Origin of the sequence: Streptomyces sp. NPDC048172, assembly GCF_043202595.1 — a bacterium.
Lineage (GTDB): Bacteria > Actinomycetota > Actinomycetes > Streptomycetales > Streptomycetaceae > Streptomyces.
The window spans coordinates 366,476-391,788 of sequence record NZ_JBIDAT010000004.1; the positions used below are offsets into that span (position 1 = coordinate 366,476).

Sequence of the window (25,313 nt, forward strand, 5' to 3'; positions counted from 1 at the left end):
GATCCGCACCATGACGCACAGGGACGACAGGGACAGAGCCCGGGGAGCCATGCTCGGGCTGGCCGTCGGCGACGCGCTGGGCGCGCCCGCGGAGAACATGAAGCCCTCCCAGATCCGCGAACGCTGGGGCCACATCGAGGGCTTCGTCTCCGACGACCCCGCGGGCACGGACGACACCGAGTACGCCCTCTTCTCCGGCCTCCTCCTCGCCGAGCACGGCGAGGCCCTGACCGTCGAGGACGTGGAGCGGGCCTGGCACCGGGACATCGCCGACCGCGACGAGGGCGCGTTCAAGGGCGCCGGGTTCAGCGAGCGCGGCACGCTGGAGAACCTGCGGCGCGGCCTCGCCGCGCCCATCTCCGCGCAGCACCGGCACGCGTGGAGCGACGGACTGGCCATGCGCGCCGCGCCGTTCGGGGTCTTCGCGGCGGGACGCCCCGCCGAGGCGGCCCGCCTCGTCGCCATCGACGGGACCGTGAGCCACGACGGCGAGGGCATCTACGGCGGGCAGGCGGTCGCGGCGGGAGTCGCCGCCGCGATGGTGAGCGAACACCAGGACGCGGTGATCCAGGCGGCCCTGTCCGTGGTCCCCGAGAACTCCTGGACGTCCCGCTCCCTCCAGCGCGCCGTCTCCGCCGCGCGCCGCGCCCGCCGCAGACCCGACGCCACCCGGCTCGGCATCGAACGCGAGGTCCGCTCCTCCGTCGTCATCGGCGGCTACCCGTGGACGGACCTGGCGCCGGAGGCCGTGGGGCTGGCGTTCGGGGCCTTCACGGCGACGTGCGGCGCCTTCACCGACTCCGTCCTGATGGCCGTCAACATGGGCCGCGACGCCGACACCACGGCCGCCGTCGCGGGTGCCCTCGCGGGCGCGCTGCGCGGCGCGCGGGCGATCCCCCAGGACTGGTCCGACGCCATCCGCCCCGCCCGCGGCACCTGCCTCCCCTCCATGACGGGCCGCCACGTCGTCGAGATCGCCGACCAGCTGTCCGCGGACCGCGCCGAGGCCAAGGAGGCGTCATGACCAGCACGCTCGCCGAGAGCATCGCCGGAACGGCGGGAGGCGAGGGTCCCCGGCGCGTCGAGGGGCTGCTGCTCGGGCTCGCGTCGGGGGACGCCGCCGGGTGGCCCGCCGGGCGGCACCGGGCCGCGCGGCTGCCCGACTGGACGCGGCGGCTGACCCGCGAGCTGGACACCTTCGCCGAGCAGAACGCGACGACGACGCTCCCCGTGCCGATCGCGCTCAACCAGCCGCCCGAGCCGCTGCGCCTGGGCCCGTCGGACGACGCGGAGTGGGCGGCGTTCACCGCGCACGCCGTGCTGTCGGCCGACGGGACGCCGCACAGCGACCTCACGCCCGACCAGCGCGTACGGGCGGCGCTCACGCTCTCCTGGAACGCGCTCGCCGACGAGGTCGCGGCCGCCGCCGAACGCGCCGAGGAGATCGAGTCCGCGCAGATCCCCCTCCGCGCCCGCATCTCCGTCCGCGCGGGCCTCGGCAACCTCGCCGCCGGGCTGCGGCCCCCGGCCACCGGCCACGACAACCCGCACTACTTCGACGACGCGGCCTGCGTACGCGCCGCCGTGCTCGCCGTCGTCCACCCCGGCGACCCGGTGGCCGCGGCCGGGCTCGCCGAGTTCGACGCGCGCTACACGCAGGACGACGACGGGGTGCACGGCGCCCGCGCGATGGCCGCCGCCGTCTCCGTCGCCCTCGCGGGCGGCCCCGTCGAGGAGGCCGTCGCCGCGGCGCTCGCCCAGCTCCCCGACGGCACCGAGATCCGGCGCAACGCGCTGCGCGCCGTCGAGCTGGCCCGTACGGCCGTCGCGGACCGGCCGGGACTGCCCGGCAACGCGTTCGCGCTCGTGCCCGTCCTGGAGCACGAGATCGTCGACCACGTCTACAGCTACGGCATCGCCGCCGCCGAGACCGTGCCCGTCGCGCTCGCCTGCGCCACGGCCTCGGCGGGCGTCCTCAGCGAGGCCGTACCGGCCGCCGCCTGCATGTCGCGGGTCGCCGACTCGGCGCCCGCGCTGGCCGGTGCGCTGACCGGAGCGCTCGGCGGCGCGCCCTCGGTCCCGCGCGCGTGGCGCGAGGCGTGCCGGGCCCTGTCGGGCTGCTCCCTCCCCCAGTTCGCCGGGGCCGACCTGGTCGAGACGGCCGACCGGCTCGCCACCCACCACCTGATCCTGGAAGGACCCCTGGAGACATGAGCACCCCCCTCTCCCTGGAGGACCGCACCGCCGGCTGCCTGGTCGGCGCGGCGGTCGGCGACGCGCTCGGCGGACCCGTCGAGGGCTGGACCCCGGAGGCCATCGCCGAACGGCACGGCGGACGCGTCCAGGGCATCGTCGAGCCCTTCTACAAGGACGAGTGGCGCACGGCCCGCCCCATCGCGCCGTACCACAAGGGCGACGGGCACGTCACCGACGACACCTTGATGACCCACGCCCTGGTCCGCGTCTACGAGAAGGTCCGCGACCACCTCGACGCGTACGCGGTGGCCGAACACCTGGTCCCCGACCTCATCGGCACCCCGCGCTGGATCCCGGAACTGGAGGCGGAGGCCTTGCCTTTGCAGCGCATCTTCCTCGCGGAGAAATGGCTGGTGGCGAGGTTGCACTACGGCCATGTGGACCCGCGCGAGGCGGGCAGCGGCAACATCGTCAACTGCGGCGCCGCGATGTACATGGCGCCGGTCGGCGCGGTCAACGCGGGCAACCCCGGCGCGGCGTACGCGGAGGCGCTGGACGTGGCGGCACCGCACCAGTCCTCGTACGGGCGGGAGGCGGCCGGAGTCTTCGCGGCGGCGGTCGCGGAGGCGTACCGCCCCGGGGCGACGCCGTCGTCGGTGGTCGAGACCGCCCTGGAGCTGGCGAAGGACGGCACGCGGGCGGCGATCGAGGCGGTAGCCGAAGTGGCGTCCCGCTACACGGACTTCGAACCGGCGCTCCGTCCCCTACGGGAGGCCGTCGCCCCCTTCGACACGGTCGGCCCCGACTACCGCAACCCCTCCCTGGGCGCCCGGCGCCCGTCCCGCCTCCACGCGATCGAGGAGCTGCCGATAGCGCTCGGCATGCTGCTCATCGGCGGCGCCGACTACCGGCACACGGTCCTCGGCTCCGTCAACTACGGGCGTGACTGCGACTCCATCGCCACGATGAGCGGGGCGATCGTGGGCGCGCTCCGCGGAGCGTCGTCGGTACCGCCGGAATGGTCCGAGGAGGTCTCCCGGGCCAGCCGCCTCGACCTCACCGGTCCGGCCGCCGCCCTCTCGGCGGTCACCCGCGAGGTCTTCACCCGCGACCTCACCCGCCGCCGCACCCACGAGTCCGCCTTCGCGGAACTGGGGGGTACGAGGTGATGCCGCCGCCCCTTGAGCCCCGAGAAGAGCCTGCCCCGTACTGTGCGTCGCGGGCTGCGGCTACGCCGTGGCCGCCCGCGCAGTTCCCCGCGCCCCTCACGGGGCACGTCCACTTCGCCCCACTGCGCTTGGGAGGTCTGCGCAAGGCGCAGGGCTGGCAAGCGCAGCCCACCACGCCGGGTGCGCGTGCCACAGGGCCGAGCAGAGACTGCCCCGCCACGTGCATCGCGGGCTGCGGCTGCGCCGTGGCTGGTCGCGCAGTTCCCCGCGCCCCTGGAGGGGCAAGCTCTGTCGTCTTGGACCGGGCGCGCCCACGCGGCGGAGCCGCACATCGACGGAGCCCCGCGCCCCTGAAGGGAGCCCCTCATGAGCACTGAGCGGAAGACCATGCGGCTTACCTGGGTGCAGCCCGAGGATCTCGTCGGGCATGAGTTGGCTCAGGCTGTGCAGGATGGGCGGGACGTCGAAGACGTACGGGAGCGGTGGTTTAGCGCCGGGGGGCAGCCGGCGCCAAGCAGGGCCGGGGCCTCCTCCACACCACCGAGCCCCGAACTCCGTGCCCTCGCAGAGACCCTGCTCGACGAACTCGGCCAGCGCACTTCGCCGCTCGGCGAACCCACAGCGCTGGACGCGATCCGGGCCGCGTGCCCGGAATGGCCGACGCCCGCAGCAGTCGCCCCCGGGCTCAGAGAACGGCTGCACTCGGCATGGCTCGGCAGAGCGGCGGGGTGCCTGCTCGGGAAGCCCGTGGAGAAGGTCACCCTCGACGGCATCCGGGCCCTCGCCCGCGCCACCGGAAACTGGCCGCTCGACGACTGGTTCACGGAGCGCGGAATCGACCCGGCGACAAAGGCCGCGCACCCGTGGAACCGCCGCTCCGCGCCCACCTCCCTCGCCGAGAACATCGACGGGATGCCCGAGGACGACGACCTCAACTACCCCCTCCTCAATCTCCTCCTCCTCGAACGGCACGGGCACGCCTTCACCACCGCCGACGTCGCGAAGCTGTGGCTGGACGAGCTTCCGGCAGGCCGTACGTTCACCGCCGAGCGCGTCGCGTACCGCAATCTGCTGGACGGGATCGAGCCGCCACAGACCGCCACCCGCCGCAACCCGTTCCGCGAGTGGATCGGGGCGCAGATCCGCGCCGACGTGTTCGGCTGGACCCACCCGGGCGACCCGGGGGCCGCCGCGGAGGCGGCGTGGCGGGACGCGGTGCTGACGCACACGGCGAACGGCGTGTACGGCGCGATGTTCGCCGCCGCGGCCCTCGCGCACGCCGCGGGCCAGGGCCCGGGCACGGGCACGGGCACGGACGTGCACGCCTGCCTCGCCGCGGGACTCGCGGTCGTACCGCCCGGGTCCCGCTACGCGCAGGCCGTCCGTACGGGCATCGAGGCCGCCCGCGCGTCCGCCGACTTCGACGACGCCGTGGACCGGATCCATGACGCCTACCGCGACCACCACTGGGTGCACGTCCTCCCGAACGCCGCCCTCCTCGCCGCAGCCCTCACCCACGCGGACGGCGACTTCACCGCGTCCATCTGCCGTACGGTCTCCGGCGGCCTGGACACCGACTCGAACGGCGCGACGGCGGGCTCCCTCGCGGGCCTGCTGGCGGGGTCGCCCGACGCGCTCCCCGCCCGCTGGACCGAGCCCCTCCGCAACCGCCTCGCCACCACGGTCGGCGGCCTGGACGGCATCGGCTTCGACGAACTCGCCGCACGTACCGCCGCGTTGGCGCAGGGAACGAGCGAACGACGCGCCGTCCTCGCCGTCTTCGGCAGCGCCAACATGGACCTGGTGGCGACCGTCCCCACGGCACCCGCGCTCGGCGAGACCGTGACCGGAACCGCGTTCCGCACCGTCCCCGGCGGCAAGGGCGCCAACCAGGCCGTGGCGGCGGCCCGCGCGGGCGGCGTCACGCACATGATCGGCGCGGTCGGCGACGACGAGTTCGGCCAGGAGATGCGTGCCGCGCTGGACGAGTCCGGCGTGGACACCGGCGGGCTCCGTACGGCGGAGGGCGCGAGCGGCATCGCGCACATCACCGTGGACGGCAAGGGCGCGAACTCGATCATCGTCGTCCCCGGCGCGAACGCCACCGTCACCGGGCTCGCGGCCGACGACGAAGAGCGGATCGCCCGCGCCGACGCCCTGCTCCTCCAGTTGGAGACGCCCATGCAGGGCGTGGTCGCGGCGGCCCGCGCCGCCCGCGCGCACGGCACCCGTACCGTCCTCACCCCCGCGCCCACGCAGCCGCTCCCGCCCGAACTCCTCGACACGATCGACCTGTTGGTGCCGAACGAGCACGAGGCCGCCGCCCTCACCGGCGAGCGGGACCCGCACGCGGCGGCGGACGCGCTGCTCGCCCGCGTGCCCGAGGTCGTGATCACCCTCGGCGCGCGCGGCTGCCTGTACGCGGCGCGGGGCCGGGCGCCCGTGACCGTACCGGCGTACGAGGTCGAGGCGGTGGACACGACCGCCGCCGGGGACACCTTCGTCGGCGCGCTGTGCACCGCGTACGCGGAGGGCGTCGCGATGCCGGAGGCGCTGGCCTGGGCCTCGGCCGCCTCCGCGCTCGCCGTGCAACGCCCCGGCGCCTCCTCCTCGATGCCCACCCGCGCAGAGATCACCACCCTCAGCAGGCAAAGGACCACCGCGCCATGAACGACCGCGCCATGAACGACACCGCCCCGCCGCCCCTCCAGGGACTCCGCGTCCTCGACCTCGCGACCCTCTTCGCCGGTCCCCTCGCCGCCACGCTGCTCGGCGACTTCGGCGCCGAGGTGATCAAGGTCGAGCACCCCCGCAAGCCCGACCCGTCCCGGGGCCACGGGCCCAGCAAGGACGGCGTCGGCCTGTGGTGGAAGCTGCTGGGCCGCAACAAGCGCACCGTCACCCTCGACCTGTCCGCCCCCGGCGGCCGCGACGTGCTGCTGAAACTGGTGGCCGAATCGGACGTCGTCATCGAGAACTTCCGGCCCGGCACCCTGGAGAAGTGGGGCCTGGGCTGGGAGGAGCTGTCGGAGGCCAACCCGGGGCTGGTGCTCGCGCGCGTGACCGGCTTCGGGCAGACCGGGCCGTACGCGCGCCGCCCCGGCTTCGGCACGCTCGCCGAGGCGATGAGCGGCTTCGCGGCGGTCACGGGCGAGCCGGACGGGCCGCCGACGCTGCCGCCGTTCGGCCTCGCGGACTCGATCGCGGCGCTCTCGACGGCGTACGCGGTGATGACGGCGCTCGCGGGCCGCGACCGCAACGGCGGCCGGGGCCAGGTCGTCGACATGGCGATCATCGAGCCGATGCTGACGGTGCTGGGCCCGCAGCCGATCTGGTACGACCAGCTCGGCTACGTCCAGCCCCGCACCGGCAACCGCTCGGCGAACAACGCGCCCCGCAACACCTACCGCACGGCCGACGGCCGCTGGCTGGCCGTCTCGACGTCGGCGCAGTCCATAGCCGAGCGCGTGATGCGGCTGGTGGGGCGCCCGGAGTTCCTCGACGAGCCGTGGTTCGCGACGGGCGCGGGCCGCGCCGCGCACGCGGAGGAGCTGGACGAGGCGGTCGGCGGCTGGATCGCCCGGCACGACGAGGCGGAGGTCGTCCGCGCCTTCGAGGAAGCGCAGGCGGCGGTCGCGCCGGTCTTCGACGTGCGGGACGTGATGGAGAACGAGCAGTACCGCGCGCTGGGTTCGATCACCGAGGTCGAGGACGAGGACCTGGGCACCGTGAAGATGCAGAACGTCCTCTTCCGGCTCTCCGAGACACCCGGCGCGATCAAATGGGCGGGCCGCGCGCACGGCGCCGACACGGACGAGGTGCTGACCGGCCTGGGCCTGACCCAGGCCGAGATCGCCGCACTGCGGGAGGAGGGCGCGCTATGAGCACCGGGACCCCCCTGACCTGGCTGTACGTACCGGGCGACCGCCCCGAGGTCGTCACGAAGGCCCTGCGCTCGGGGGCCGACGTGGTCCTCGTCGACCTGGAGGACGCGGTGGCGCCCGCGCGGAAGGCGTACGCGCGGGCCGCGACGGCCGAACTCCTCGCGGACCCGGCACCGGGGCCCGTACCGGTCCACGTACGGATCAACGCGCTGGACGGCCCCCTGTCCGAGCAGGACGTCCGCGCCCTCGCGGGACTCCCCGGCCTGACGGGCCTCCGCCTCCCCAAGGTGACGGGCCCGGCGGACCTGGCGCGGGTGGTGGCCTGGACGAACAGCACACCCCCGCCCCTCTACGCGCTCCTGGAGAACGCCCTGGGTGTGGAACGGGCGTACGAGATCGCGACCGGCCCTCCCACGCCGCACGGCATCGCTTTGGGCGAGGCCGACCTCCGCGCGGACCTGGGCGTGGTGGAGGGCCCGGGCCTGGCGTACGCCCGCGGCCGTACGGTCGTCGCGGCCCGCGCGGCTGGTCTGGCCCCGCCCCCGCAGTCGGTCTACCCGGACGTCCGGGACCTCGCGGGACTCGCGACGTCCTGCGCGGAGGGCCGCGCCCTGGGCTTCCTGGGCCGGACCGCGATCCACCCCCGCCAGCTCCCGGTGATCGAGGCCGCCTACCGCCCCACGGCGGCGGAGGTGGAAGCGGCGGAACAGGTCATCCACGCGGCGCAGTCGGACGCGGGCGCCCTCGCCTTGCCGGACGGCCGTTTCGTAGACGCGGCGGTAGTAGCAGGAGCCCGCCGCACCCTATCCCTGGCGGGCCCCACCGCACGTAGGGGCTAGCCCCTTCTCCCCAGGGGCGCGAGGGGCTGTGCCTATTTTGCGGCTCCGCCGCGTGGGCGCGACGGTCACGACACGTCGGGGCTTGCCCGTTCAGGGGCGCGGGGCTGTGTTCGATATGCGGCTCCGCCGCGCGGGCGCGACCGGTCACAACACCTCGGGGCGTGCCCGTTCAGGGGCGCGGGGAACTGCGCGACAAGCCACGACGCACTCGCACCCCGCGAAGCACAGCCCGGGGCACCCCGAACCCGGCTCTTTCACCGGAGCACCCGGCGTGGGGGCTGCGCTTGCCAACCCTGCGCCTTGCGCAGACTTCCCAAGCGCAGTGGGAGGGAGGAGCAGTCGTGCCCCGTCAGGGGCGCGGGGAACTGCGCGGCAAGCCACGGCGCAGGCGCAGGCTGCGAAGCACCGTGCGGGGCAGCCTCTGCCCAGGCCCTTACCCGACGGCGACGCCGAACAAGGTGCCCAGGCCATACGTGACGGCCGCCGCCGCGCCGCCGAGGGCCAGCTGGCGGAGGCCGCTGAACCACCAGCTCTTCGCCGTCACCCGAGCGACAACCGCCCCGCACACGAACAGCCCCACCAGCGCCAGCAGAACGGCGGGCCAGAGTGCCGAGGCCCCGAACAAATACGGCAGTACGGGGAGCACCGCGCCGACCGAGAAGGAGAGGAACGAGGAGACGGCGGCGACCGTGGGCGAGGGCAGGTCGCCGGGGTCGATGCCCAGTTCCTCTCTCGCGTGTATCTCCAAGGCCTGCTCCGGATCCCGGTGCAACTGCTTGGCGACCTCCAGCGCCAGCTCCGGCTCGACGCCCCGCGACTCGTAGAGCGCGGCCAGCTCACGGACCTCCTCGCGAGGGCTGCGGCGCAGCTCGCGCCGCTCGACCTCCAGCTCGGCCTGCACCAGCTCCCGCTGCGAGGCCACGGACGTGTACTCGCCCGCCGCCATCGAGAACGCGCCCGCCGCGAGCCCGGCGAGGCCCGAGATCACGATCGTCTGGGAGGAGGCGGAGCTGCCCGCGACGCCGGTCATCAGTCCGAGGTTGGAGACGAGCCCGTCCATGGCGCCGAAGACGGCGGGGCGCAGCCAGCCGCCGTTGACGTCACGGTGCGTGTGGTTGTCACGGTGGGCGACGTGGGTGGACTGGGTCGGATCTGAGACCCCGGCATCGGACATGGCCGGTCGCGCTCCCTTCACGAGCTTCGCTGACACACTCGAAGATATGCGCGATCCAGGGGTCCGCGCCAGCAAGGAAGGCCGTACTTACCTCTCTGACCTGCGCTTTTCCTCAAGGGCCGTTCCAAGGTCGTCCACGACGAGATGCTCCTTGTCGACCCGCCCCGTCCGGTACGCGGCCCGCCCGACCATGTGCGCGGCGACCGGTGTCGTCAGCAGCTGGAAGAGGCCGACGAGGAGCAGCGTGCCCAGGTCGATCACGCTGCGCAGCCAGAGCCCGGCGCCGAGGAGCACCAGCAGCAGCCCGAAGGACTGCGGCTTGGCCGCCGCGTGCATCCGCGTCAGCACGTCCGGCAGCCGCGTCAGCCCGATCCCCGCGAGCAGGCACATCAGTGCCCCGCCCAGCATGCAGACGACCCCGGCCAGATCCGCCACCCGCGTCCAGTCCATGGCCATGCTCATGTGCCCGCGCCCTCCTCGTCCGCCGACTCCTCGCCCGCCTCGTCCCGCAGCGCCATGAACCGGGCGACGCCGACCGAGCCGGTGAAGCCGAGGAAGGAGAGCACCAGCAGCACCGGCAGGTAGTACGCGTTGCGCTGCACCGCCGTCTGCACACCGATGCCCGCCATGGCCACCGACACGAGCGCGTCCAGCGCCACGGCCCGGTCCAGCGTCGACGGTCCCCGTACCAGCCGCAGCGTCACCATCGCGCCGGAGGCCAGCAGCAGTCCGACGATGACCGCGATCGTCACGCCCACGGCCCGAACACCTCCTCGGCGGTCTCCGACGCGTCGATCGCGGCGACGTCGGCGGGCGTGCCGAAGGCCCGTACGACGCGGGCCTCCAGGCGCAGCACCTCGCGCCGCGCGCGGTCGCGTTCGGCCTGGCTGCCCGCGCCCAGCACGTGCAGGTAGAGCGTTCCCGCGCGGCGGTCCAGCTCCAGCACGGTGCTGCCGGGCACGGCGGAGACGGCGACCGCCGTGACGGTGAGCATGAGATCGCCGGGGCAGCGCATCCGTACGCCCAGGACGGCGCAGCTGGGCGGGCCCGGCGCGAGGATGGACTTGTTGAGGCGCCAGCTCGACACGACCATGTCGCCGATGAAGCGCAGCGCGAAGCGCAGGACGCCCACCGGGTGCAGCCGCGCCTGCTTCTCGATGGGCGGCAGCGGGAAGACGAAGACGACGAGTACGCCGACGAGCACGCCCGACAGCACGTTGGCGACCGAGACCGTGCCCCAGAGCAGCACCCACAGCACGGTCAGCCCGAGGATCATCGGCCACTGCGTGGCGCGCAGTCTGCTCGCGTCGGGCAGCCGCTGAGGGGCCGTCACCTGCCCATCACCGCCTCCACGTAGGGCGTACGGGCGAGGAGTTCCTCGGCGGCGCGGCCGGTGAGCCCGAACAGGGGTCCGGCCAGCACGGTGAACGCGAGCCCGAACAGCACCAGCGCGATGGTCGCGCCCGCCATGGTGCCGGGCAGGGTGCGCGTGGTGGTGATCGCCTGCCCGCCGAACGTGGCCACGCGCACGGTCCCCGCGGGCACCCCCGCCGGATCGACCCCGGAGTCGGAACCGGAGCCGGAGCCGGAGTCCGAGCCGGACGAATCCGTACCCGTGTCGGAACCGGAATCGGAGTCGGAGTCGTTGTCCGGCTCCGCCGTGTCCAGCACCGTGCCCTCCGCGCACATCTCCGGCGTCGGCGCCCGCCAGAACGCCAGGTTCCAGGCCTTCGCCATCGCGTACAGCGTCAGCAGGCTCGTCGCCGTCCCGGCCGCGACCAGGACGTACGCCATCGCGCCGCCGTCCTCGACCCCGGCCCGCAGCAGCCCGAGCTTGCCGAGGAAGCCGGAGAGCGGCGGGATGCCCGAGAGGTTCATCGCGGGGATGAAGAAGAGGACGGCGAGGAGCGGGGAGAGCGTCGCGAGGCCGCCCACGCTCTGCAGGTCGGTGCTGCCGCTGCGGCGTTCCACGAGCCCGGCGACGAGGAAGAGGGTGGTCTGCACGGTGATGTGGTGCGCCACGTAGAAGACCGCCCCGGAGATGCCGCCCGGGGAGTCGAGGGCGATGCCGAAGACCATGTAGCCCATGTGGCTGACGAGGGTGAACGAGAGCAGCCGCTTGAGGTCCGTCTGCGCGACGGCGCCCATGATGCCGACGGTGAGCGAGAGCAGCGCCACGAGCATCAGCGCCTCCTCCAGCCGGTCGCCGGGGAAGAGGAGGGTCTGCGTGCGGAGTATCGCGTAGACGCCGACCTTGGTGAGGAGTCCCGCGAACACGGCCGTCACGGGCGCGGGCGCGGTCGGGTACGAGTCCGGCAGCCAGGCCGCGAGCGGGAAGACGGCCGCCTTGATGCCGAAGACGGTCAGCAGCGCGATCTGGATGACGGTCTTGATCCCCTCGGGCAGCGCGTCGAGCCGGGAGGGGAGTTCGGCCATGGTCACGGTGCCCGCCGCCGCGTAGACCATCGCGACCGCGGCCATGAAGAGCACGGAGGAGAGCAGCGAGACGATCGCGTACGTCGCCCCGGCGCGGATCCGCGCGATCGTGCCGCCGAGGGTGAGCAGCACGTAGCTCGCCGTCAGCATGATCTCGAAGCCGACGTAGAGGTTGAACAGGTCGCCCGCCAGGAACGTGTCCGCCACCCCGGCGACCAGCATGAGGTAGGAGGGGTGGAAGACCGAGAGCGGCGTCGCCTCGTCGTTGTCGGCCATGCCCTGGCCGAACGAGTAGATCAGCACGCACAGGGTCACGGCCGAGGAGACGACCAGCATCAGCGCGGAGAGCCGGTCGGCGACCAGCACGATCCCGACGGGCGGGGCCCAGCCGCCCGCGTACATCACCTGCGGCCCGTGCCGGTCGGCGGCGACGAGCAGCACGAGCGAGATCGCGAGCACGGCGATGAGCACGGCGGCGCTGATGAAGCGCTGCACGCGCTCCAGGCGCATGCCGATGACCAGCTTCAGCCCCGCTGCGCAGAGCGGCAGGACCACCGGCAGCGGCACGAGCGCCGACACGACGGATGCGGCCTCGACCGGCTGTGCCCCGCCGCTCATGAGTCCGGCCTCTGTCCGAGGGCTGTGCACGGGGTGCCCCTCGACGTGCGTCGCAGACCGCGGGTGCGTCGTGGTCGCTCGCGCAGTTCCCCGCGCCCCTGACGGGGCCCCGTACTCATTCGTCCCGGCCCAGGATCGTCTGCCATGGGTCGTCCTCCCCTGCGCTCTCCTCGGCGGTCTCCTCGGCCCTGGCCTGCCGGGCCCGGAACGTGCGGCGCATCTCGCGCCGCCGGGCGCGGGGCGGCGCCGCGGCGCGCTCCTCCGCGTACTCGGCACGGCGTACGACGCGGATGTCCTCGGTGTCGTCCTGCACGTCGTCGCTGCCGGAGAGCTGCCAGGAGCGGTACGCCATGGTCACGAGGAACGAGGTGAGCGCGAGCGTGATGACGATCGCGGTGAGGACGAACGCCTCGGGCAGCGGGTCCGCCATCCGCGTCACGTCCGAGCCGGGGTAGAGCAGCGGCGCCTCGCCCGCCGCGCCGCTGGTGGCGAGCATCAGCAGGTTGACGCCGTTCCCGACGAGGACGGCGCCGAGCAGGATGCGGGTGAGGGGGCGGGCGAGCAGCAGCGCCGTACCGGCGGCGAAGAGGACACCGCCGGTGACCACGAGGACGAGGGTCTCGGTCATGAGGCGCCGCCCCGCTGCCCGCCCCGCTGCCGTTCGTCGGCGGCCCGCGCCCGTTCCCGTTCGATACGGCGGTCGATCTCGGAGCCGAGGCTGCGCAGCACGTCGAGGACGACGCCGAGGACGAGCAGGTAGACGCCGGTGTCGAAGAGGACGGCGCTGGCCGCGTGGACCTCCCCGAGGACGGGGAGTTCGGCGTGCACGGAGCCGGACGCGAGGACGCTGCCGCCGAGGAAGAGCCCGGCGAGGCCCGTACCGGTGAGGATCAGCAGCCCGAGGCCGAGCAGGAAGCCCGCGTCGACGGGCGCGGCGGCGGCGAGTTCGTGGCGCCCGCCCGCGAGGTAGCGGACGGCGAGCGCGAGCCCGGCGACGAGACCTGCGGTGAAGCCGCCGCCGGGCAGGTTCTCGGCGCAGAAGAGGAGGTAGAGGGAGAGGACGACGATGGGGTGGAAGACCAGCCGGGCCATCACCTCGAACATCACCGAACGTCCCTCGGGCGCCAGGCTGGAGCTCGCCGCGAGCCACGTACGGCGGGGAGCGACCGGCGAACCGCCGCCGCGCGGCGGCAGGGTGACGGGGCGTCCGGTCAGCTTCCACGCGTCGAGCCGTCCGGGCGGCGTCGCGGCGCTCGCGCCGCCGCCCCGCCCGGTGCCGCCCGTGTGCGTCCCGGTGCCGGGGCCGGCCCCGGGGACGGGCAGCGCGACGGCGGCGCGGGCGCGGCGGCGCAGATAGACGAGGCTGGTGACGCCGATGGCGGCGACGGCGAGGACCGCGGACTCCCCCATCGTGTCCCAGGCGCGCAGGTCGACGAGGGTGGTGGCGACGACGTTCTTGACGCCCTCGTGCGCGGTCGCGGTCGGCAGCTCGTGCCCGGCGGGCGGCGCGAGCCGCGCGGCGGCGGCCAGATACGTGAGCCCGGCGACGAGCCCTCCGGCGGCGACGGCGAACACGAGCTGGGTGACGCGGCGTACGCGCCAGGTGCGCTGCCCGGCGGGGAAACGGGCCGGGAGCCGCCGCAGGACGAGCACGAAGACGATCAGCGAGACCGTCTCGACGGCGAACTGGGTCAGCGCGAGGTCGGGCGCCCCGTGCAGGACGTAGAGCACGCCCGTGCCGTAGCCGGTGATCCCGGCGAGGATGGCGGCCTTCATGCGCTGGTCCGCCAGCACGCAGAGCACGGCGACGGCGCAGACGCCCACGGCCACGGCCAGCTGCGGGACGGAGTCGAACCAGCGCGGCTCCCCGATGTGCTGCCAGGGCTGGTCGGCGGCGAGCGCCACGCCCTCGAAGCCGACGAGGACGGCCAGCGCGGTCCCCAGGTAAACGGGCAGCGAGCCGCGCTGGACCATGCCGGTGCTCTGCAGCGAGAGCCGCTCCAGGCCCCACAGGGCGTGCGCGAAGACCACGTCGCCGTCGAACTGCGCGATCCGGTCGCCGAGCCGGGCGAGGGGCCGCCCGGCGAGGAAGATCAGGAGGCCCAGGGCCCAGGCGAGCGCGGAGAGCCCGAGCGCGGGCCCGAAGCCGTGCCAGAGCGCGAGGTGGAAGGGCTCGCCGCCGGGGTCGGGGAACGTGCGCGCGTACCGCGCGAGCAGCGGGTCGAGCCAGAGCACGGCGGGCCCCAGCAGCAGCCCGCACAGCGCGCAGACGGCGGGCGGCACGAAGAGCGCGGGCCCGGTACGGGCGGGGGTGAGGGGCTCCACGCCGGGCTTACGGCCGAAGGCGCCCCACAGGAACCGCAGCGTGTACGCGAACGTGAGCCCGGAGCCGAGGACGACGGCCCCCAGCGCCCACGCCTCGGCCGTGTCGCCCTCGGCCAGCGCCTGCGCGGCGGCCTCCTTGGCGGCGAAGCCGAGCAGCGGCGGCAGCCCCGCCATGGAGGCCCCGGCGAGCACCGCGACGGCGCACACCCACGGCATCCGGCGCCCCAGCCCGGAGAGCCGGTCCAGCTCCCGCGTACCGGTGGCGTGGTCGATGATCCCGACGGTGAGGAAGAGCGGGGCCTTGAAGAGCGCGTGCGCGAGGATCATCACGGCCCCGGCCAGCGCCGCGTCCCGGGTGCCGTCGCCCACGAGCAGGGTGAGGAAGCCGAGCTGGCTGACCGTGCCGAACGCGAGCAGCCGCTTCAGATCGGTCTCGCGCAGCGCCCGCCACCCGCCGAGCAGCATCGTCACCGCGCCCAGCACCAGCACCGTCCCCCGCCAGGGCACGACGTGCGCGAACGCGGGCGCGAGCCGCGCGACGAGATAGATCCCCGCCTTGACCATCGCGGCGGCGTGCAGATACGCGGAGACCGGCGTCGGCGCGGCCATGGCGCCCGGCAGCCAGAAGCTGAACGGCCACACCGCGGACTTCGTCAGCGCCCCCACCAGGACGCACACGAGCGCGGTCGAGAGCAGCGGCCCGGCGGCGGGCGGGTCGGCGACGATCCGCGAGAGGCGGTACGTGCCCGCGGCGTGCCCCAGCATCAGGAAGCCGACGAGCATCACGAGCCCGCCGAGCGTGGTGACGAGCAGGGCCTGCAGGGCGGCGCGGCGGTTCTTCCTGCGCTCGGGCGTGTGCCCGATGAGGAGGAAGGAGAAGACCGAGGTCAGCTCCCACATCACGTAGAGCACGATCAGGTCGTCGGCGAGGACCAGCCCGAGCATGGCCCCGGCGAACGCGGTGAGCGTCCCGGCGAAGGCGCCGACGCGGGGCTCGTCCCGCCGGAAGTACCCGGCGCAGTAGACCATCACGAGCGCGCCGACGCCGCCCGCGATGAGCACCATCAGCAGCGCGAGCGCGTCGCAGCGGAGCGCGACGCCGACCCCCAGTCCGGGGATCCAGTGCCACTCGGAGACGAGCGTGTGCCCGTCGGCGACCTCGTCGTGGTGCGCGGCGGCCCACACGGCGGCGGCGCCCGGCACGAGCGCGAGCAGGAGGAACGCGCGAGTGCCGAGCCACCGCACCAGCGGCACCGCCGCGCAGGCGGCGCCGAGGTGAAGGAGGATCAGCCACAGCACCTCCCGAGAATTGCACACGAAACGGCACAATCCGGGCAGGCGTTGCGGGAGCCGCCGAAGCTACGAGGTGGAGCCGTCCTTGGCCTTGTCGCCACCGTCCCCGGCATCGGCCTTCTCGGCCTCGGGCTCGCTCTTGGCGTCGGGCTCGCTCTTGGCCTCGGGCTCGTCCTTGGCGCCGTCGCCGTCGCCGTCACCGTCGGAGGACTTCGCCTCCTCGGCGGCACGTTCCTCCGCCGCGCCGGGCTCGACGACCTCTTCCCGGCCGGGGCGGCGCTTCGCGGAGATCACGATGTAGGCCACGGCGGCGGCGAAGACGACGATCGCCGTCCAGTTGTTGAGCCGCATGCCGAGCACGTGGTGCGCGTCGTCCACGCGCAGGTACTCGGTCCAGAACCGGCCCACGGTGTACCCGGCGACGTAGAGCGCGAACGCGCGTCCGTGCCCGAGCTTGAAGCGGCGGTCCGCCCAGATCACCAGCAGCGCGACGCCGACGCACCACAGCGACTCGTAGAGGAACGTCGGGTGGTACGTGGCCAGGTCGGGCGTGTCGACGGGGCGGTGGTCCTGGTCGATCTTCAGCGCCCAGGGCAGGTCGGTGGCCTTGCCGTACAGCTCCTGGTTGAACCAGTTGCCCCAGCGGCCCAGCGCCTGGGCGAGGACGATGCCGGGCGCGACCGCGTCCGCGTAGGCGGGCAGCGGGATGCCGCGGCGGCGGCAGCCGATCCAGGCACCGACCGCGCCGAGCGCGATGGCGCCCCAGATGCCGAGACCGCCGTCCCAGATACGGAAGGCGTCCACCCAGTTGCGCCCGTCACCGAAGTAGAGCTGATAGTCGGTGATGACGTGGTAGAGCCTGCCGCCGATCAGGCCGAACGGCACGGCCCACACGGCGATGTCGGCGACCGTGCCGGGGCGTCCGCCCCGGGCGACCCACCGCCGCCCGCCGAGCCACACCGCGACGAAGACGCCGAGGATGATGCACAGCGCGTAGCCGCGCAACGGAAGCGGCCCGAGGTGAATCTCACCGGCCGAGGGACTGGGGATAAAGGCAAGGGTCTCCATGGCGCCCCCGACGCTACCGTGCCGCACGCCACCGTCCGCAATCAGCCCGCACAACGGCTCCATAACGCCCCGGGCCCGCCCGCGTACGGCCGGTGGCCGTACGGCCCGTGGCTAGGCCGCCTTCTCCTCGACCATCTTCTTCAGCTTGCCGGGGGTGAGGGGGTTCGACTGGTCGCTGTAGACATCCTTGCCGTCGAGCAGGATGGTCGGCGTCGCCTTGTACTGCGAGTTGCTGAAGGAGTCGTTGGACTCCTTCACCCACGCGTCGTGCTTGCCGCTCTTCACGCACTTCTCGAAGCCGGGCCCGCTCAGCCCGTCGACCTTGCCCGCGAGGTCGAGCAGCCGCTTGTCCTTCGCGAAGGCGTCGTCCTGCTCGGCGGGCTGGTTCTGGTACAGCACGTCGTGGTACTCGGGGAACTTGCCGCCGTCGCGCGCACAAGCCGCCGCGTTCGCGGCCTTCTTGGAACCGCTGCCGCCCATGTTGCCGTCGATGAGCGTCACGAGGTGATACTCGGTCTTGAGCTTGCCCGCCTTCTCCAGCCCGCGCACGGTGCTGCGGAACTGGTTCTCGAACTGGGCGCAGGCCGGGCAGCGGAAGTCCTCGTAGACGGTGAGCCGGGAGGGCGCCGACTTCTTGCCGACCGTGATCGGCTTGGCGTCGCCGCCGGAACCGCCGTCGTCCTTCTTCGTCTGCGCGACGACGACGGAGACCGCCGTCGCCACGACCAGCACGCCGACGACGACGGCCCCCACCTTCAGCGTCCTGCGGCGCTTCTCCGCGCCCTTCTGGCGCTCCTGCTCCTCACGCAGCCGCTCCCTCGCGGTGCGCTTCCCCTCATTGTTCTTCTGGCTCATCACACCCAGAGCCAACGACTCGCCGTCGAGGCGAAAGCCGACCTCCCCCCCTTTTCACCCAAAAGGGTCCCAAGAAGGGAGTGCCCCTTGCTCTTCCGCGAAGCTTGGGAAGTCTGCGCAAGGCGCAGGGTTGGCAAGCGCAGCCCCCCACGCCGGGTGCCCCGCGTACAAGAGCCGCGCCCGGGGAGCCCCGGGCTGTGCTTCGCGGGCCGCGCCCGCGTCGTGGCTTGTCGCGCAGTTCCCCGCGCCCCCGAACGGGCGAGCCCCGATGCGTCGTGACCACATATCGGAGACAGCCCCGCGCCCCTAGGGAGAAGGGGCGAGCCCCGACGTCTTGAACCGGGCGCGGCGCTGAGGGCGCACCCTCCGACAGGGTGCGCCCTCAGAATGGGCTAGCTTCGGCGGACGCCGGCCGCCAATTCGCCCGCGAGGGCGCGGACATCCGCGAGGCCGGAGTCGAGGTCGGCGGCGTCCAACAATCGTTTGACGAAGGCCGAGCCGACGATGACGCCGTCGGCGAAGGAGGCGACCTCGGACGCCTGGCGGGCGTTGGAGACGCCCAGGCCGACACAGACCGGCAGCGAGGTCGTCGCCCGGGTCCGAGAGACCAGAGACTCCGCCTCGCGGCCGACCGACTCACGTGTGCCGGTGACGCCCATCAGCGAGGCCGCATAGACGAAGCCGCTGCCCGCCGCCGTGATCTTCGCGAGGCGCTCGTCGCGGCTGCTCGGGGCGACGACGAAGACGGTCCCGAGCCCGTTCGCCTCGGCGGCCTTCCGCCAGGCGTCCGACTCCTCGACGGGCAGGTCGGGAAGGATGCAGCCCGCACCCCCGGCCTCCCCCAGCTCGGCGGCGAAGCGCTCGACCCCGTACCGGTCGATCGGGTTCCAGTACGTCATGATCAGCACCGGCTTGCCCGTCGCCGCGTGGGCCTCGCGGACCGTACGGATCACGTCCGCGATACGGACGCCGCCGCGCAGCGCGATGTCGTCGGCGGTCTGGATGACCGGGCCGTCGAGCACCGGGTCGCTGTGGGGCAGGCCGACCTCGACGACGTCGCAGCCGCTCTCCAGCAGGGCGGTACAGGCGGCGATCCCACCCTCGACGGTGGGGAATCCGGCGGGGAGGTAGCCGACCAGGGCCGCGCGGTTCTCGGACTTGGCCTGTGCCAGCGCCGCGTCCAGCAGTTCGATCGTGCCGCTCACTTGGCCGCCCCCTCGTCGTACAGGCCGAAGTACCGCGCGGCCGTGTCCATGTCCTTGTCGCCGCGCCCGGAGAGGTTCACCAGGATCAGCCCGTCCTCGCCCAGCTCCTTGCCGAGGTCCAGCGCGCCCGCGAGCGCGTGGGCGCTCTCGATGGCCGGGATGATGCCCTCCGTTTCCGAGAGGAGCCGCAGCGCCGCCATCGCCTGCTCGTCGGTCACCGGGCGGTACTCGCCGCGGCCGCTGTCCTTGAGGTAGGCGTGCTCGGGACCGATGCCCGGGTAGTCGAGCCCGGCCGAGATCGAGTACGGCTCGGTGATCTGGCCCTCGTCGTCCTGGAGGACGTAACTGCGCGAGCCGTGCAGGATGCCGGGCTCGCCGACGGAGAGGGTCGCGGCGTGCTCGCCGGACTCCACGCCGTGGCCCGCGGCCTCCAGGCCGACGATGCGGACGTCCTCGTCGCCGAGGAAGGCGTGGAAGAGCCCGATGGCGTTCGAGCCGCCGCCCACGCAGGCCGCGACGGCGTCGGGGAGGCGTCCGGCCCGCTCCAGGATCTGGCGCCGGGCCTCGACGCCGATGACGCGGTGGAAGTCGCGCACGAGCTGCGGGAAGGGGTGCGGGCCCGCGACCGTACCGAAGAGGTAGTGGGTGCGGTCGACGTTGGCGACCCAGTCGCGGAACGCCTCGTTGATCGCGTCCTTGAGCGTACGGCTGCCGGACGTGACCGGGATGACCTCGGCGCCCAGCATCCGCATCCGGGCGACGTTCAGCGCCTGGCGCTGGGTGTCGATCTCGCCCATGTAGATCGTGCAGTCGAGGCCGAAGAGGGCGCAGGCGGTGGCGGTGGCCACGCCGTGCTGGCCCGCGCCGGTCTCGGCGATGACGCGGGTCTTGCCCATCCGCTTGGTGAGCAGGGCCTGCCCCAGCACATTGTTGATCTTGTGCGAGCCGGTGTGGTTGAGGTCCTCGCGCTTGAGGAAGATCCGGGCGCCGCCCGCGTGCCGCGCGAAGCGGGGGATCTCGGTGAGCGCGCTGGGCCGGCCGGTGTAGTTGACCAGCAGGTCGTCCAGCTCGGCGGCGAACGCCGGGTCGGCCTTCGCCTTCTCGTACTCGGCCGCGACCTCGTCGACGGCGGCGACGAGGGCCTCGGGGATGAACTTGCCGCCGAACGCGCCGAAGTAGCCCTCGGGGCTGGGGATTCGGCTTTCGGGGTCAGGGATGAAGTAGTCGGACATGGGTGTGCCCTTGCTCCTCGGGTGCGTGGGTGGTTGCGGTGACGCCTGCGGCGCGTGCCGGGCCCTGATCCCGCTCCTCCGCAGCCCACGGCTCGGGGCGGAGCCCCGGTGGAAGAGAGGGATCAGCGACCGAGGGCACGCCATCGGCGGCCCCGCACCTGCCCCGGCTCGCACCCGATGTGGTACCGCACCTCGCGCCCCCGCACGCGCCGCGCGGGCGCGCGGCACCCGCGCGGGCGGCATCCCCGCGCGAAGCGCGCGTAGCGGAGGTCGGCGAGCATGGAGGGTCAGCTCCGCCCGTGCCGCAGCGCCGGGTGGGCGCCCGCGGCGACCAGGTCGGCGACGGCCGCCTTCGGGTCCTTGCCCGTGACCAGGGACTCCCCTACGAGCACGGCGTCCGCGCCCTCGTTCGCGTAGGCGATCAGGTCGTGCGGGCCGCGGACGCCCGACTCGGCGACCTTGACGATGTGGTCGGGGATCTCGGGCGCGATCCGGGTGAAGTTGCCCCGGTCGACCTCAAGCGTCTTCAGGTTGCGCGCGTTGACCCCGATGATCTTCGCGCCCGCCTCCAGGGCCCGCTCGGTCTCCTCCTCGTCGTGCACCTCGACCAGCGGCGTCAGGCCGATGGACTCGGCGCGCTCGATGAGGGAGACGAGGGCCTCCTGCTCCAGCGCGGCGACGATCAGCAGGATCACGTCGGCGCCGTGCGCCCGCGCCTCCCAGAGCTGGTACGAGGAGAAGACGAAGTCCTTGCGCAGCACCGGCACGTCCACCCGGGCGCGGACCGCGTCGAGGTCGGCCAGCGAGCCGCCGAAGCGGCGCTGCTCGGTGAGGACGGAGATGAGGGCGGCACCGCCCGCCTCGTAGTCCGCGGCGAGGCCCGCCGGGTCGGCGATGGCCGCGAGCGCGCCCTTGGAGGGGCTGGAGCGCTTGACCTCGCAGATGACGCGGACGCTGTCGCCCTTGAGGGCCGCGAGTCCGTCCTTGGCCTGGGGCGCCCGTGCCGCGCGCTCCTTGAGTTCGTCGAGGCTGACGCGCGCCTGCCGCTCGGCGAGGTCCTCACGCACGCCTTCGATGATCTCGTCGAGCACACTCACGCGAGCGGCCCCTTTCTTGGCTGGGGGCGGCCCCCACGAGGCTCCGCGGGGGATGGTCAGGTCAGGCACTGTGATGGTATCCGCCGGGGGACGGAGGTCTCGCATCCGGTTGACCGTAGTCCCGCATTCCGGACAATTCTTCGAGCGATCAACGCACCGTAACCCGCAGGTCACGGCGTGAGCCCCGCCCCCAGGGGCGTGTTCCGGACAACTGTGAACGCGGCCGTCAGGGCACACGCGGCCCAGCCGTGCCAGGCCCTGAGCCGCACCGGGAAGGCGTACGGGAGCCCGCGCGCCGTCCGTACGAACCAGTGGGTCCACAGGAGCGCGAAGAGCGCGAAGGCGGCCACCGCGAGCGCGTTGGCGCCCAGCGCGGCGCCGAGGTCGCCGTGCGCGACGGCGTACGCGCAGCGCAGCCCGCCGCAGCCGGGGCAGGCGAAGCCCGTGACGGAGAGCACGGGGCAGGTGGGGTAGTGGCCGGGCTCGTTGGGGTCGAAGGCGGCCACGTACGCGAAAGCCGCGCCCAGCCCGGCGAGAACGCCGAGGGGCGCGGCGAGGCGCGGCACCGCCGTCCGGGAACGGGGGCGGGGCCGCGCCGTCACGGCGTCGTCACGCCGGTCGGTCAGGAGTGCGCCTCGGCGGTCTGCGGGGCCGCGGACTGCTTCTGGGCCTGGGCCTGGGTGAACTTCTGCGTGTGGGCCTGGAGCTGGTCCTTGGTGAGGCCCTTGCTCTTCTGGCCGAGGCCCGCCGCGCGCATGATCCCGCCGACCACGGCGCCCGCGAGGATCAGCACCAGGCTCGCTGCCACGCCGACCGGCGAGGGCATGACCATGAAGACCGAACCCGTGCAGAAGCCGATGAAGGCGATGATGACGCCGGTCCACGCGGCGGGGGTGTGTCCGTGGCTGTGCGCCATGAGTGCTCCTTGTGTACGTGGTGTACGTGTGACGTATGCGAACGAGGCGGGGCCCGTCACGGGGCCTCCGCCCCCCATTGTCCCTCGTCTGTCACGCGGTGCCGTGCGTGGGGTCCTCACCGCGGTCGAGGGCCTTCCACAGATCCTCGGGCCGGTCGGGGTCCACGCGCGCGGGGCGCGCCGCGCGGGGGCCGCGCGCCGTGCGCTCGTAGCGCCCGCTGCCGGACATCGAGGGCCACGCGCGCCCGAAGCGCAGCGCGAGCAGCCCGGCGATCACCAGCAGCAGCCCTCCGGCGGCCGAGACGTACGGCCACGCGCTGAGGTGGACGGCGCCGATGTCGCTGCCGGTGAGGCCCGAGGTCTTGGCCGCCTTCTCGGCGAGCGCGTCCGGCGAGTCGGCGCCGATCAGCGCGGAGGCGATCACCCCGGCGCCGCAGAGCGTGAGCAGCACGGCGACCGTGACGCGCCCGGCGCGGCGCACCGCGAAGACCGCGACGAGCGCCGCGAGGCCGACGAGCGCCAGGGCGCTGGGCAGCCCGGTGACGTCCCCGCCCTTCGCCCGGACGGGCACCGTGCCCTGGGCGAAGGCGGCCGTGGACTCGCTCCAGGTCTGCCCGGCGGCGACGAGCGCGAGGGCGGCGCCGACCGCGCCGCAGAGCAGCGCGACACCGAGTGCGCGCCGGGCCGCGCGCTGGCCCGTGGGGCGCTCGGGGCGCGCCGCGCGCTCGGAGCGCTCGGCGCGCTCAGGACGCTCGGGGCGCTCGTCGGGCTCGGAGGATGCAGAAGTCACCCTTCCACGCTACCGCTGAGCCGTTCGGCCGTACGGACCGCCCTCAGCACGGCCGCCGCCTTGTTCCGGCACTCGGCGTCCTCCGCCGCCGGATCCGAGTCGGCGACGACGCCCGCACCTGCCTGGACGTAGGCGGTGCCGTCGCGCAGCAGCGCCGTACGGATGGCGATCGCGGTGTCCGAGTCGCCCGCGAAGTCGAGGTAGCCGACGCAGCCCCCGTAGACCCCGCGGCGGGTGGGCTCCAGTTCCTCGATGATCTGGAGGGCGCGCGGCTTGGGCGCCCCGGAGAGGGTGCCGGCGGGGAAGCAGGCGGTGAGCGCGTCGAAGGCCGTACGCCCCTCCGCGAGCTGGCCCGTGACGGTCGAGACGATGTGCATCACGTGGCTGTAGCGCTCGACGGACATGAAGTCGACGACCTCGACGCTGCCGGGCTCGCACACCCGCCCGAGATCGTTGCGCCCGAGGTCGACGAGCATCAGGTGCTCGGCGCGCTCCTTGGGGTCGGCCAGCAGTTCGTCGGCGAGCGCGCTGTCCTCGCGCGGCGTCGCGCCGCGCGGCCGGGTACCCGCGATGGGGTGCATCATCGCGCGCCCGTCCTCGACCTTGACCAGCGCCTCGGGGCTGGAGCCGACGATGTCGAAGCCGTCGAAGCGCAGCAGGTACATGTACGGGCTCGGGTTGGTCGCGCGCAGCACCCGGTAGACGTCGAGGGCGCTCGCCTCGCACCGGGCCTCGAACCGCTGCGAGGGCACGACCTGGAACGCCTCGCCCGCGCGGATGCGCTCCTTGACGTCCTCGACCCAGCCCTTGTACGTCGCGCCGCCCGACCGCGCCTCGAAGTCCGGCAGCTCGGACGGCGGCAGCGCGGCCGGGGCGACCGGGGCCGGGCGCGCGAGGTCGGCCTCCATCGCGTCGAGCCGCCGTACGGCGTCCGCGTACGCCTCGTCGACGCCCGTGTCCAGGTCGTTGTGGTTGATCGCGTTGGCGATCAGCAGCACGGTGCCGTCGCGGTGGTCGAGCACGGCGAGGTCGGAGGTGAGCAGCATCGTGAGCGGCGGGAGGCCGAGGTCGTCCTCGGTGCTGTCGCCGATCTTCTCCAGCTGCCGCACGACGTCGTAGCCGAGGTAGCCGACCATGCCGCCGGTGAACGGCGGCAGCGCGCCGAGGCCGCCGCCTGCGCCGTCCTCGTGCAGGTCACGCGGGGTGTGCAGGGCCTCCACGGTCTCCCGCAGCGCGTGCAGCGGATCGCCGTCCGTCGGTACGCCCACGGGCGGCGTGCCCCGCCAGTGCGCCTGCCCGTCCCGCACGGTGAGCGTGGCGTCGCTGCGGACGCCGACGAACGAGTACCGCGACCAGGTCCTGCCGTTCTCCGCCGATTCGAGGAGAAAGGTGCCGGGCCGCTCCGCGGCGAGTTTCCTGTACAGGGCGATGGGCGTGTCCCCGTCGGCCAGGAGCCGCCTGGTCACGGGGATGACGCGACGGTCCTCGGCGAGCGTGCGGAAGGCTTCGAGGGAGGGTGCGCTGCGGGTCATGCGGGCGAGCGTAGTGGGCGCTGACCGTACCTTTGGCGCCCGGCGTACCTGGGCCACCCCGCATCGGGGCTGCATCCGGGCTGCCCCGTCCCCTGCTTCGCAGGCTGCGGCTGCGTCGTGGTCGCTCGCGCAGTTCCCCGCGCCCCTGACGGGGCGCTCCAGCGCCCGGAAGCGCCCCGGAGGGGCCGCTTCAGGGGCGCGGGGAACTGCGCGGCCAGCCACCGCGCAGCCGCAGCCTGCAAAGCACGCACGGGGGCAACCCGGACGCAGCCCCCAGAGGCGTCAGCTCAACGCAAGAGGGTCGGCGTCAAAGCACGAGTGAGCGCCCGTGTGGCACGCGGGGCCTACCTGGTCGACCTTGATCAGGACCGTGTCCGCGTCGCAGTCGAGGGCGACGGACTTGACCCACTGGACGTGCCCGGACGTGTCGCCCTTGACCCAGTACTCCTGGCGGCTGCGGCTCCAGTACGTCGCGCGCCCCGAGCTCAGCGTGCGGGAGAGCGCCTCGTCGTCCATCCAGCCGAGCATCAGCACCTCGCCGGTGTCGTGCTGCTGGGCGACGGCGGGGAACAGGCCGTTCGCGTCACGCTTGAGGCGGGCGGCGACGGCCGGGTCGAGAGAGCTGGCGGGGATGTCGTTCGAGGGCATGTGCTCCATTGTCCCGTACGCGCGCTGGGGAAGAAT

The 25,313-nt window shown here is 73.7% G+C and carries 24 protein-coding genes and 1 pseudogene; 7 read left to right on the forward strand and 18 right to left on the reverse strand.

Annotated elements, in window-relative coordinates:
* The first annotated feature begins 10 nt into the window (after positions 1 to 10).
* From ACGF3A_RS19415 to ACGF3A_RS19445, 7 genes and pseudogenes are all read left to right on the forward strand, one after another.
* Positions 11 to 1,024 (forward strand): ADP-ribosylglycohydrolase family protein, encoded by a 1,014-nt coding sequence (locus ACGF3A_RS19415; protein WP_393731356.1) that lies wholly within the window; start codon positions 11 to 13, stop codon positions 1,022 to 1,024.
* A complete protein-coding gene (locus ACGF3A_RS19420; protein WP_393731358.1) occupies positions 1,021 to 2,214 on the forward strand; it encodes an ADP-ribosylglycohydrolase family protein in 1,194 nt (397 codons plus the stop codon). The genes ACGF3A_RS19415 and ACGF3A_RS19420 overlap by 4 nt, the downstream gene beginning before the upstream one ends.
* A complete protein-coding gene (locus ACGF3A_RS19425; protein ID WP_393731360.1) occupies positions 2,211 to 3,365 on the forward strand; it encodes an ADP-ribosylglycohydrolase family protein in 1,155 nt (384 codons plus the stop codon). Before ACGF3A_RS19420 ends, ACGF3A_RS19425 begins: the two co-directional genes overlap by 4 nt.
* 366 nt (positions 3,366 to 3,731) lie before the next feature.
* Positions 3,732 to 5,096, forward strand: a pseudogene (locus tag ACGF3A_RS19430) (ADP-ribosylglycohydrolase family protein); the annotation flags it as partial.
* Positions 5,097 to 5,159: 63 nt separating this feature from the next.
* Positions 5,160 to 6,035, forward strand: coding sequence for a ribokinase (locus ACGF3A_RS19435; RefSeq protein WP_393731894.1), 876 nt, complete (start codon positions 5,160 to 5,162; stop codon positions 6,033 to 6,035).
* Positions 6,032 to 7,249 carry a CaiB/BaiF CoA transferase family protein gene (locus tag ACGF3A_RS19440; protein WP_393731362.1) on the forward strand — a complete coding sequence of 406 codons (1,218 nt, stop codon included), beginning with the start codon at positions 6,032 to 6,034 and terminating at the stop codon, positions 7,247 to 7,249. The genes ACGF3A_RS19435 and ACGF3A_RS19440 overlap by 4 nt, the downstream gene beginning before the upstream one ends.
* On the forward strand, positions 7,246 to 8,088 hold the full coding sequence (locus tag ACGF3A_RS19445; protein ID WP_393731364.1) for an HpcH/HpaI aldolase/citrate lyase family protein: 843 nt from the start codon (positions 7,246 to 7,248) through the stop codon (positions 8,086 to 8,088). The genes ACGF3A_RS19440 and ACGF3A_RS19445 overlap by 4 nt, the downstream gene beginning before the upstream one ends.
* A 433-nt stretch (positions 8,089 to 8,521) precedes the next feature.
* Here ACGF3A_RS19445 and ACGF3A_RS19450 read toward each other — a convergent pair whose 3' ends face one another.
* The 18 genes from ACGF3A_RS19450 to hisI form a co-directional block, all read right to left on the reverse strand.
* A complete protein-coding gene (locus ACGF3A_RS19450) occupies positions 8,522 to 9,262 on the reverse strand; it encodes a VIT1/CCC1 transporter family protein (protein ID WP_393731366.1) in 741 nt (246 codons plus the stop codon).
* An 87-nt stretch (positions 9,263 to 9,349) separates the two neighbouring features.
* On the reverse strand, positions 9,350 to 9,724 hold the full coding sequence (mnhG, locus tag ACGF3A_RS19455; protein ID WP_393731368.1) for a monovalent cation/H(+) antiporter subunit G: 375 nt from the start codon (positions 9,722 to 9,724) through the stop codon (positions 9,350 to 9,352).
* A complete protein-coding gene (locus ACGF3A_RS19460) occupies positions 9,721 to 10,020 on the reverse strand; it encodes a monovalent cation/H+ antiporter complex subunit F (protein ID WP_393731370.1) in 300 nt (99 codons plus the stop codon). Before ACGF3A_RS19460 ends, mnhG begins: the two co-directional genes overlap by 4 nt.
* The gene (locus ACGF3A_RS19465) at positions 10,011 to 10,595 is read right to left on the reverse strand and encodes a Na+/H+ antiporter subunit E (RefSeq protein ID WP_393731372.1); all 585 of its coding nucleotides are present in this window, start codon (positions 10,593 to 10,595) and stop codon (positions 10,011 to 10,013) included. Before ACGF3A_RS19465 ends, ACGF3A_RS19460 begins: the two co-directional genes overlap by 10 nt.
* Positions 10,592 to 12,277, reverse strand: coding sequence for a Na+/H+ antiporter subunit D (locus ACGF3A_RS19470; RefSeq protein ID WP_393731895.1), 1,686 nt, complete (start codon positions 12,275 to 12,277; stop codon positions 10,592 to 10,594). The genes ACGF3A_RS19465 and ACGF3A_RS19470 overlap by 4 nt, the downstream gene beginning before the upstream one ends.
* 154 nt (positions 12,278 to 12,431) lie before the next feature.
* Positions 12,432 to 12,944 (reverse strand): Na(+)/H(+) antiporter subunit C, encoded by a 513-nt coding sequence (locus ACGF3A_RS19475; RefSeq protein WP_393731374.1) that lies wholly within the window; start codon positions 12,942 to 12,944, stop codon positions 12,432 to 12,434.
* Positions 12,941 to 15,940 (reverse strand): Na+/H+ antiporter subunit A, encoded by a 3,000-nt coding sequence (locus tag ACGF3A_RS19480; RefSeq protein ID WP_393731896.1) that lies wholly within the window; start codon positions 15,938 to 15,940, stop codon positions 12,941 to 12,943. Before ACGF3A_RS19480 ends, ACGF3A_RS19475 begins: the two co-directional genes overlap by 4 nt.
* Before the next feature lie 60 nt (positions 15,941 to 16,000).
* Positions 16,001 to 17,002, reverse strand: coding sequence for a prolipoprotein diacylglyceryl transferase (gene lgt / locus ACGF3A_RS19485; RefSeq protein WP_393731376.1), 1,002 nt, complete (start codon positions 17,000 to 17,002; stop codon positions 16,001 to 16,003).
* Between the two features lie 111 nt (positions 17,003 to 17,113).
* Positions 17,114 to 17,857, reverse strand: a complete 744-nt coding sequence (locus ACGF3A_RS19490; RefSeq protein ID WP_393731378.1) for a DsbA family protein — start codon at positions 17,855 to 17,857, stop codon at positions 17,114 to 17,116.
* Between the two features lie 392 nt (positions 17,858 to 18,249).
* The gene (gene trpA, locus ACGF3A_RS19495) at positions 18,250 to 19,062 is read right to left on the reverse strand and encodes a tryptophan synthase subunit alpha (protein WP_393731380.1); all 813 of its coding nucleotides are present in this window, start codon (positions 19,060 to 19,062) and stop codon (positions 18,250 to 18,252) included.
* Positions 19,059 to 20,294, reverse strand: coding sequence for a tryptophan synthase subunit beta (trpB, locus tag ACGF3A_RS19500; RefSeq protein WP_393731382.1), 1,236 nt, complete (start codon positions 20,292 to 20,294; stop codon positions 19,059 to 19,061). Before trpB ends, trpA begins: the two co-directional genes overlap by 4 nt.
* A 122-nt stretch (positions 20,295 to 20,416) precedes the next feature.
* Positions 20,417 to 20,575 (reverse strand): tryptophan biosynthesis modulator TrpM, encoded by a 159-nt coding sequence (gene trpM, locus ACGF3A_RS19505; protein ID WP_393731384.1) that lies wholly within the window; start codon positions 20,573 to 20,575, stop codon positions 20,417 to 20,419.
* Positions 20,576 to 20,581: 6 nt separating this feature from the next.
* Complete coding sequence (gene trpC / locus ACGF3A_RS19510; protein ID WP_393731387.1) at positions 20,582 to 21,391, reverse strand: indole-3-glycerol phosphate synthase TrpC; 810 nt, start codon at positions 21,389 to 21,391, stop codon at positions 20,582 to 20,584.
* A gap of 170 nt (positions 21,392 to 21,561) precedes the next feature.
* Positions 21,562 to 21,993, reverse strand: a complete 432-nt coding sequence (locus ACGF3A_RS19515; protein WP_393731389.1) for a DUF2752 domain-containing protein — start codon at positions 21,991 to 21,993, stop codon at positions 21,562 to 21,564.
* Positions 21,994 to 22,013: 20 nt separating this feature from the next.
* Entirely contained in the window at positions 22,014 to 22,307 is a 294-nt protein-coding gene (locus tag ACGF3A_RS19520) for an HGxxPAAW family protein (RefSeq protein ID WP_393731391.1), read from the reverse strand.
* A gap of 91 nt (positions 22,308 to 22,398) precedes the next feature.
* Entirely contained in the window at positions 22,399 to 23,097 is a 699-nt protein-coding gene (locus ACGF3A_RS19525; protein WP_393731393.1) for a TIGR02234 family membrane protein, read from the reverse strand.
* Positions 23,094 to 24,629, reverse strand: a complete 1,536-nt coding sequence (locus tag ACGF3A_RS19530; RefSeq protein WP_393731395.1) for an anthranilate synthase component I — start codon at positions 24,627 to 24,629, stop codon at positions 23,094 to 23,096. Before ACGF3A_RS19530 ends, ACGF3A_RS19525 begins: the two co-directional genes overlap by 4 nt.
* A gap of 282 nt (positions 24,630 to 24,911) precedes the next feature.
* Entirely contained in the window at positions 24,912 to 25,277 is a 366-nt protein-coding gene (hisI, locus tag ACGF3A_RS19535) for a phosphoribosyl-AMP cyclohydrolase (RefSeq protein ID WP_393731397.1), read from the reverse strand.
* Between the last annotated feature and the right edge of the window lie 36 nt (positions 25,278 to 25,313).

Bases quoted from the DNA above. Each gene is read 5' to 3' on its own strand.
- ACGF3A_RS19435 (WP_393731894.1), top strand. From the start codon at position 5,160: ATGGACCTGGTGGCGACCGTCCCCACGGCACCCGCGCTCGGCGAGACC.
- mnhG (WP_393731368.1), bottom strand. From the start codon at position 9,724: ATGAGCATGGCCATGGACTGGACGCGGGTGGCGGATCTGGCCGGGGTC.
- ACGF3A_RS19445 (WP_393731364.1), top strand. From the start codon at position 7,246: ATGAGCACCGGGACCCCCCTGACCTGGCTGTACGTACCGGGCGACCGC.
- ACGF3A_RS19490 (WP_393731378.1), bottom strand. From the start codon at position 17,857: ATGAGCCAGAAGAACAATGAGGGGAAGCGCACCGCGAGGGAGCGGCTG.
- ACGF3A_RS19440 (WP_393731362.1), top strand. From the start codon at position 6,032: ATGAACGACCGCGCCATGAACGACACCGCCCCGCCGCCCCTCCAGGGA.
- ACGF3A_RS19530 (WP_393731395.1), bottom strand. From the start codon at position 24,629: ATGACCCGCAGCGCACCCTCCCTCGAAGCCTTCCGCACGCTCGCCGAG.
- ACGF3A_RS19425 (WP_393731360.1), top strand. From the start codon at position 2,211: ATGAGCACCCCCCTCTCCCTGGAGGACCGCACCGCCGGCTGCCTGGTC.
- ACGF3A_RS19450 (WP_393731366.1), bottom strand. From the start codon at position 9,262: ATGTCCGATGCCGGGGTCTCAGATCCGACCCAGTCCACCCACGTCGCC.
- trpM (WP_393731384.1), bottom strand. From the start codon at position 20,575: ATGCTCGCCGACCTCCGCTACGCGCGCTTCGCGCGGGGATGCCGCCCG.
- trpB (WP_393731382.1), bottom strand. From the start codon at position 20,294: ATGTCCGACTACTTCATCCCTGACCCCGAAAGCCGAATCCCCAGCCCC.
- hisI (WP_393731397.1), bottom strand. From the start codon at position 25,277: ATGCCCTCGAACGACATCCCCGCCAGCTCTCTCGACCCGGCCGTCGCC.
- ACGF3A_RS19475 (WP_393731374.1), bottom strand. From the start codon at position 12,944: ATGACCGAGACCCTCGTCCTCGTGGTCACCGGCGGTGTCCTCTTCGCC.
- lgt (WP_393731376.1), bottom strand. From the start codon at position 17,002: ATGGAGACCCTTGCCTTTATCCCCAGTCCCTCGGCCGGTGAGATTCAC.
- ACGF3A_RS19415 (WP_393731356.1), top strand. From the start codon at position 11: ATGACGCACAGGGACGACAGGGACAGAGCCCGGGGAGCCATGCTCGGG.
- ACGF3A_RS19420 (WP_393731358.1), top strand. From the start codon at position 1,021: ATGACCAGCACGCTCGCCGAGAGCATCGCCGGAACGGCGGGAGGCGAG.
- ACGF3A_RS19520 (WP_393731391.1), bottom strand. From the start codon at position 22,307: ATGGCGCACAGCCACGGACACACCCCCGCCGCGTGGACCGGCGTCATC.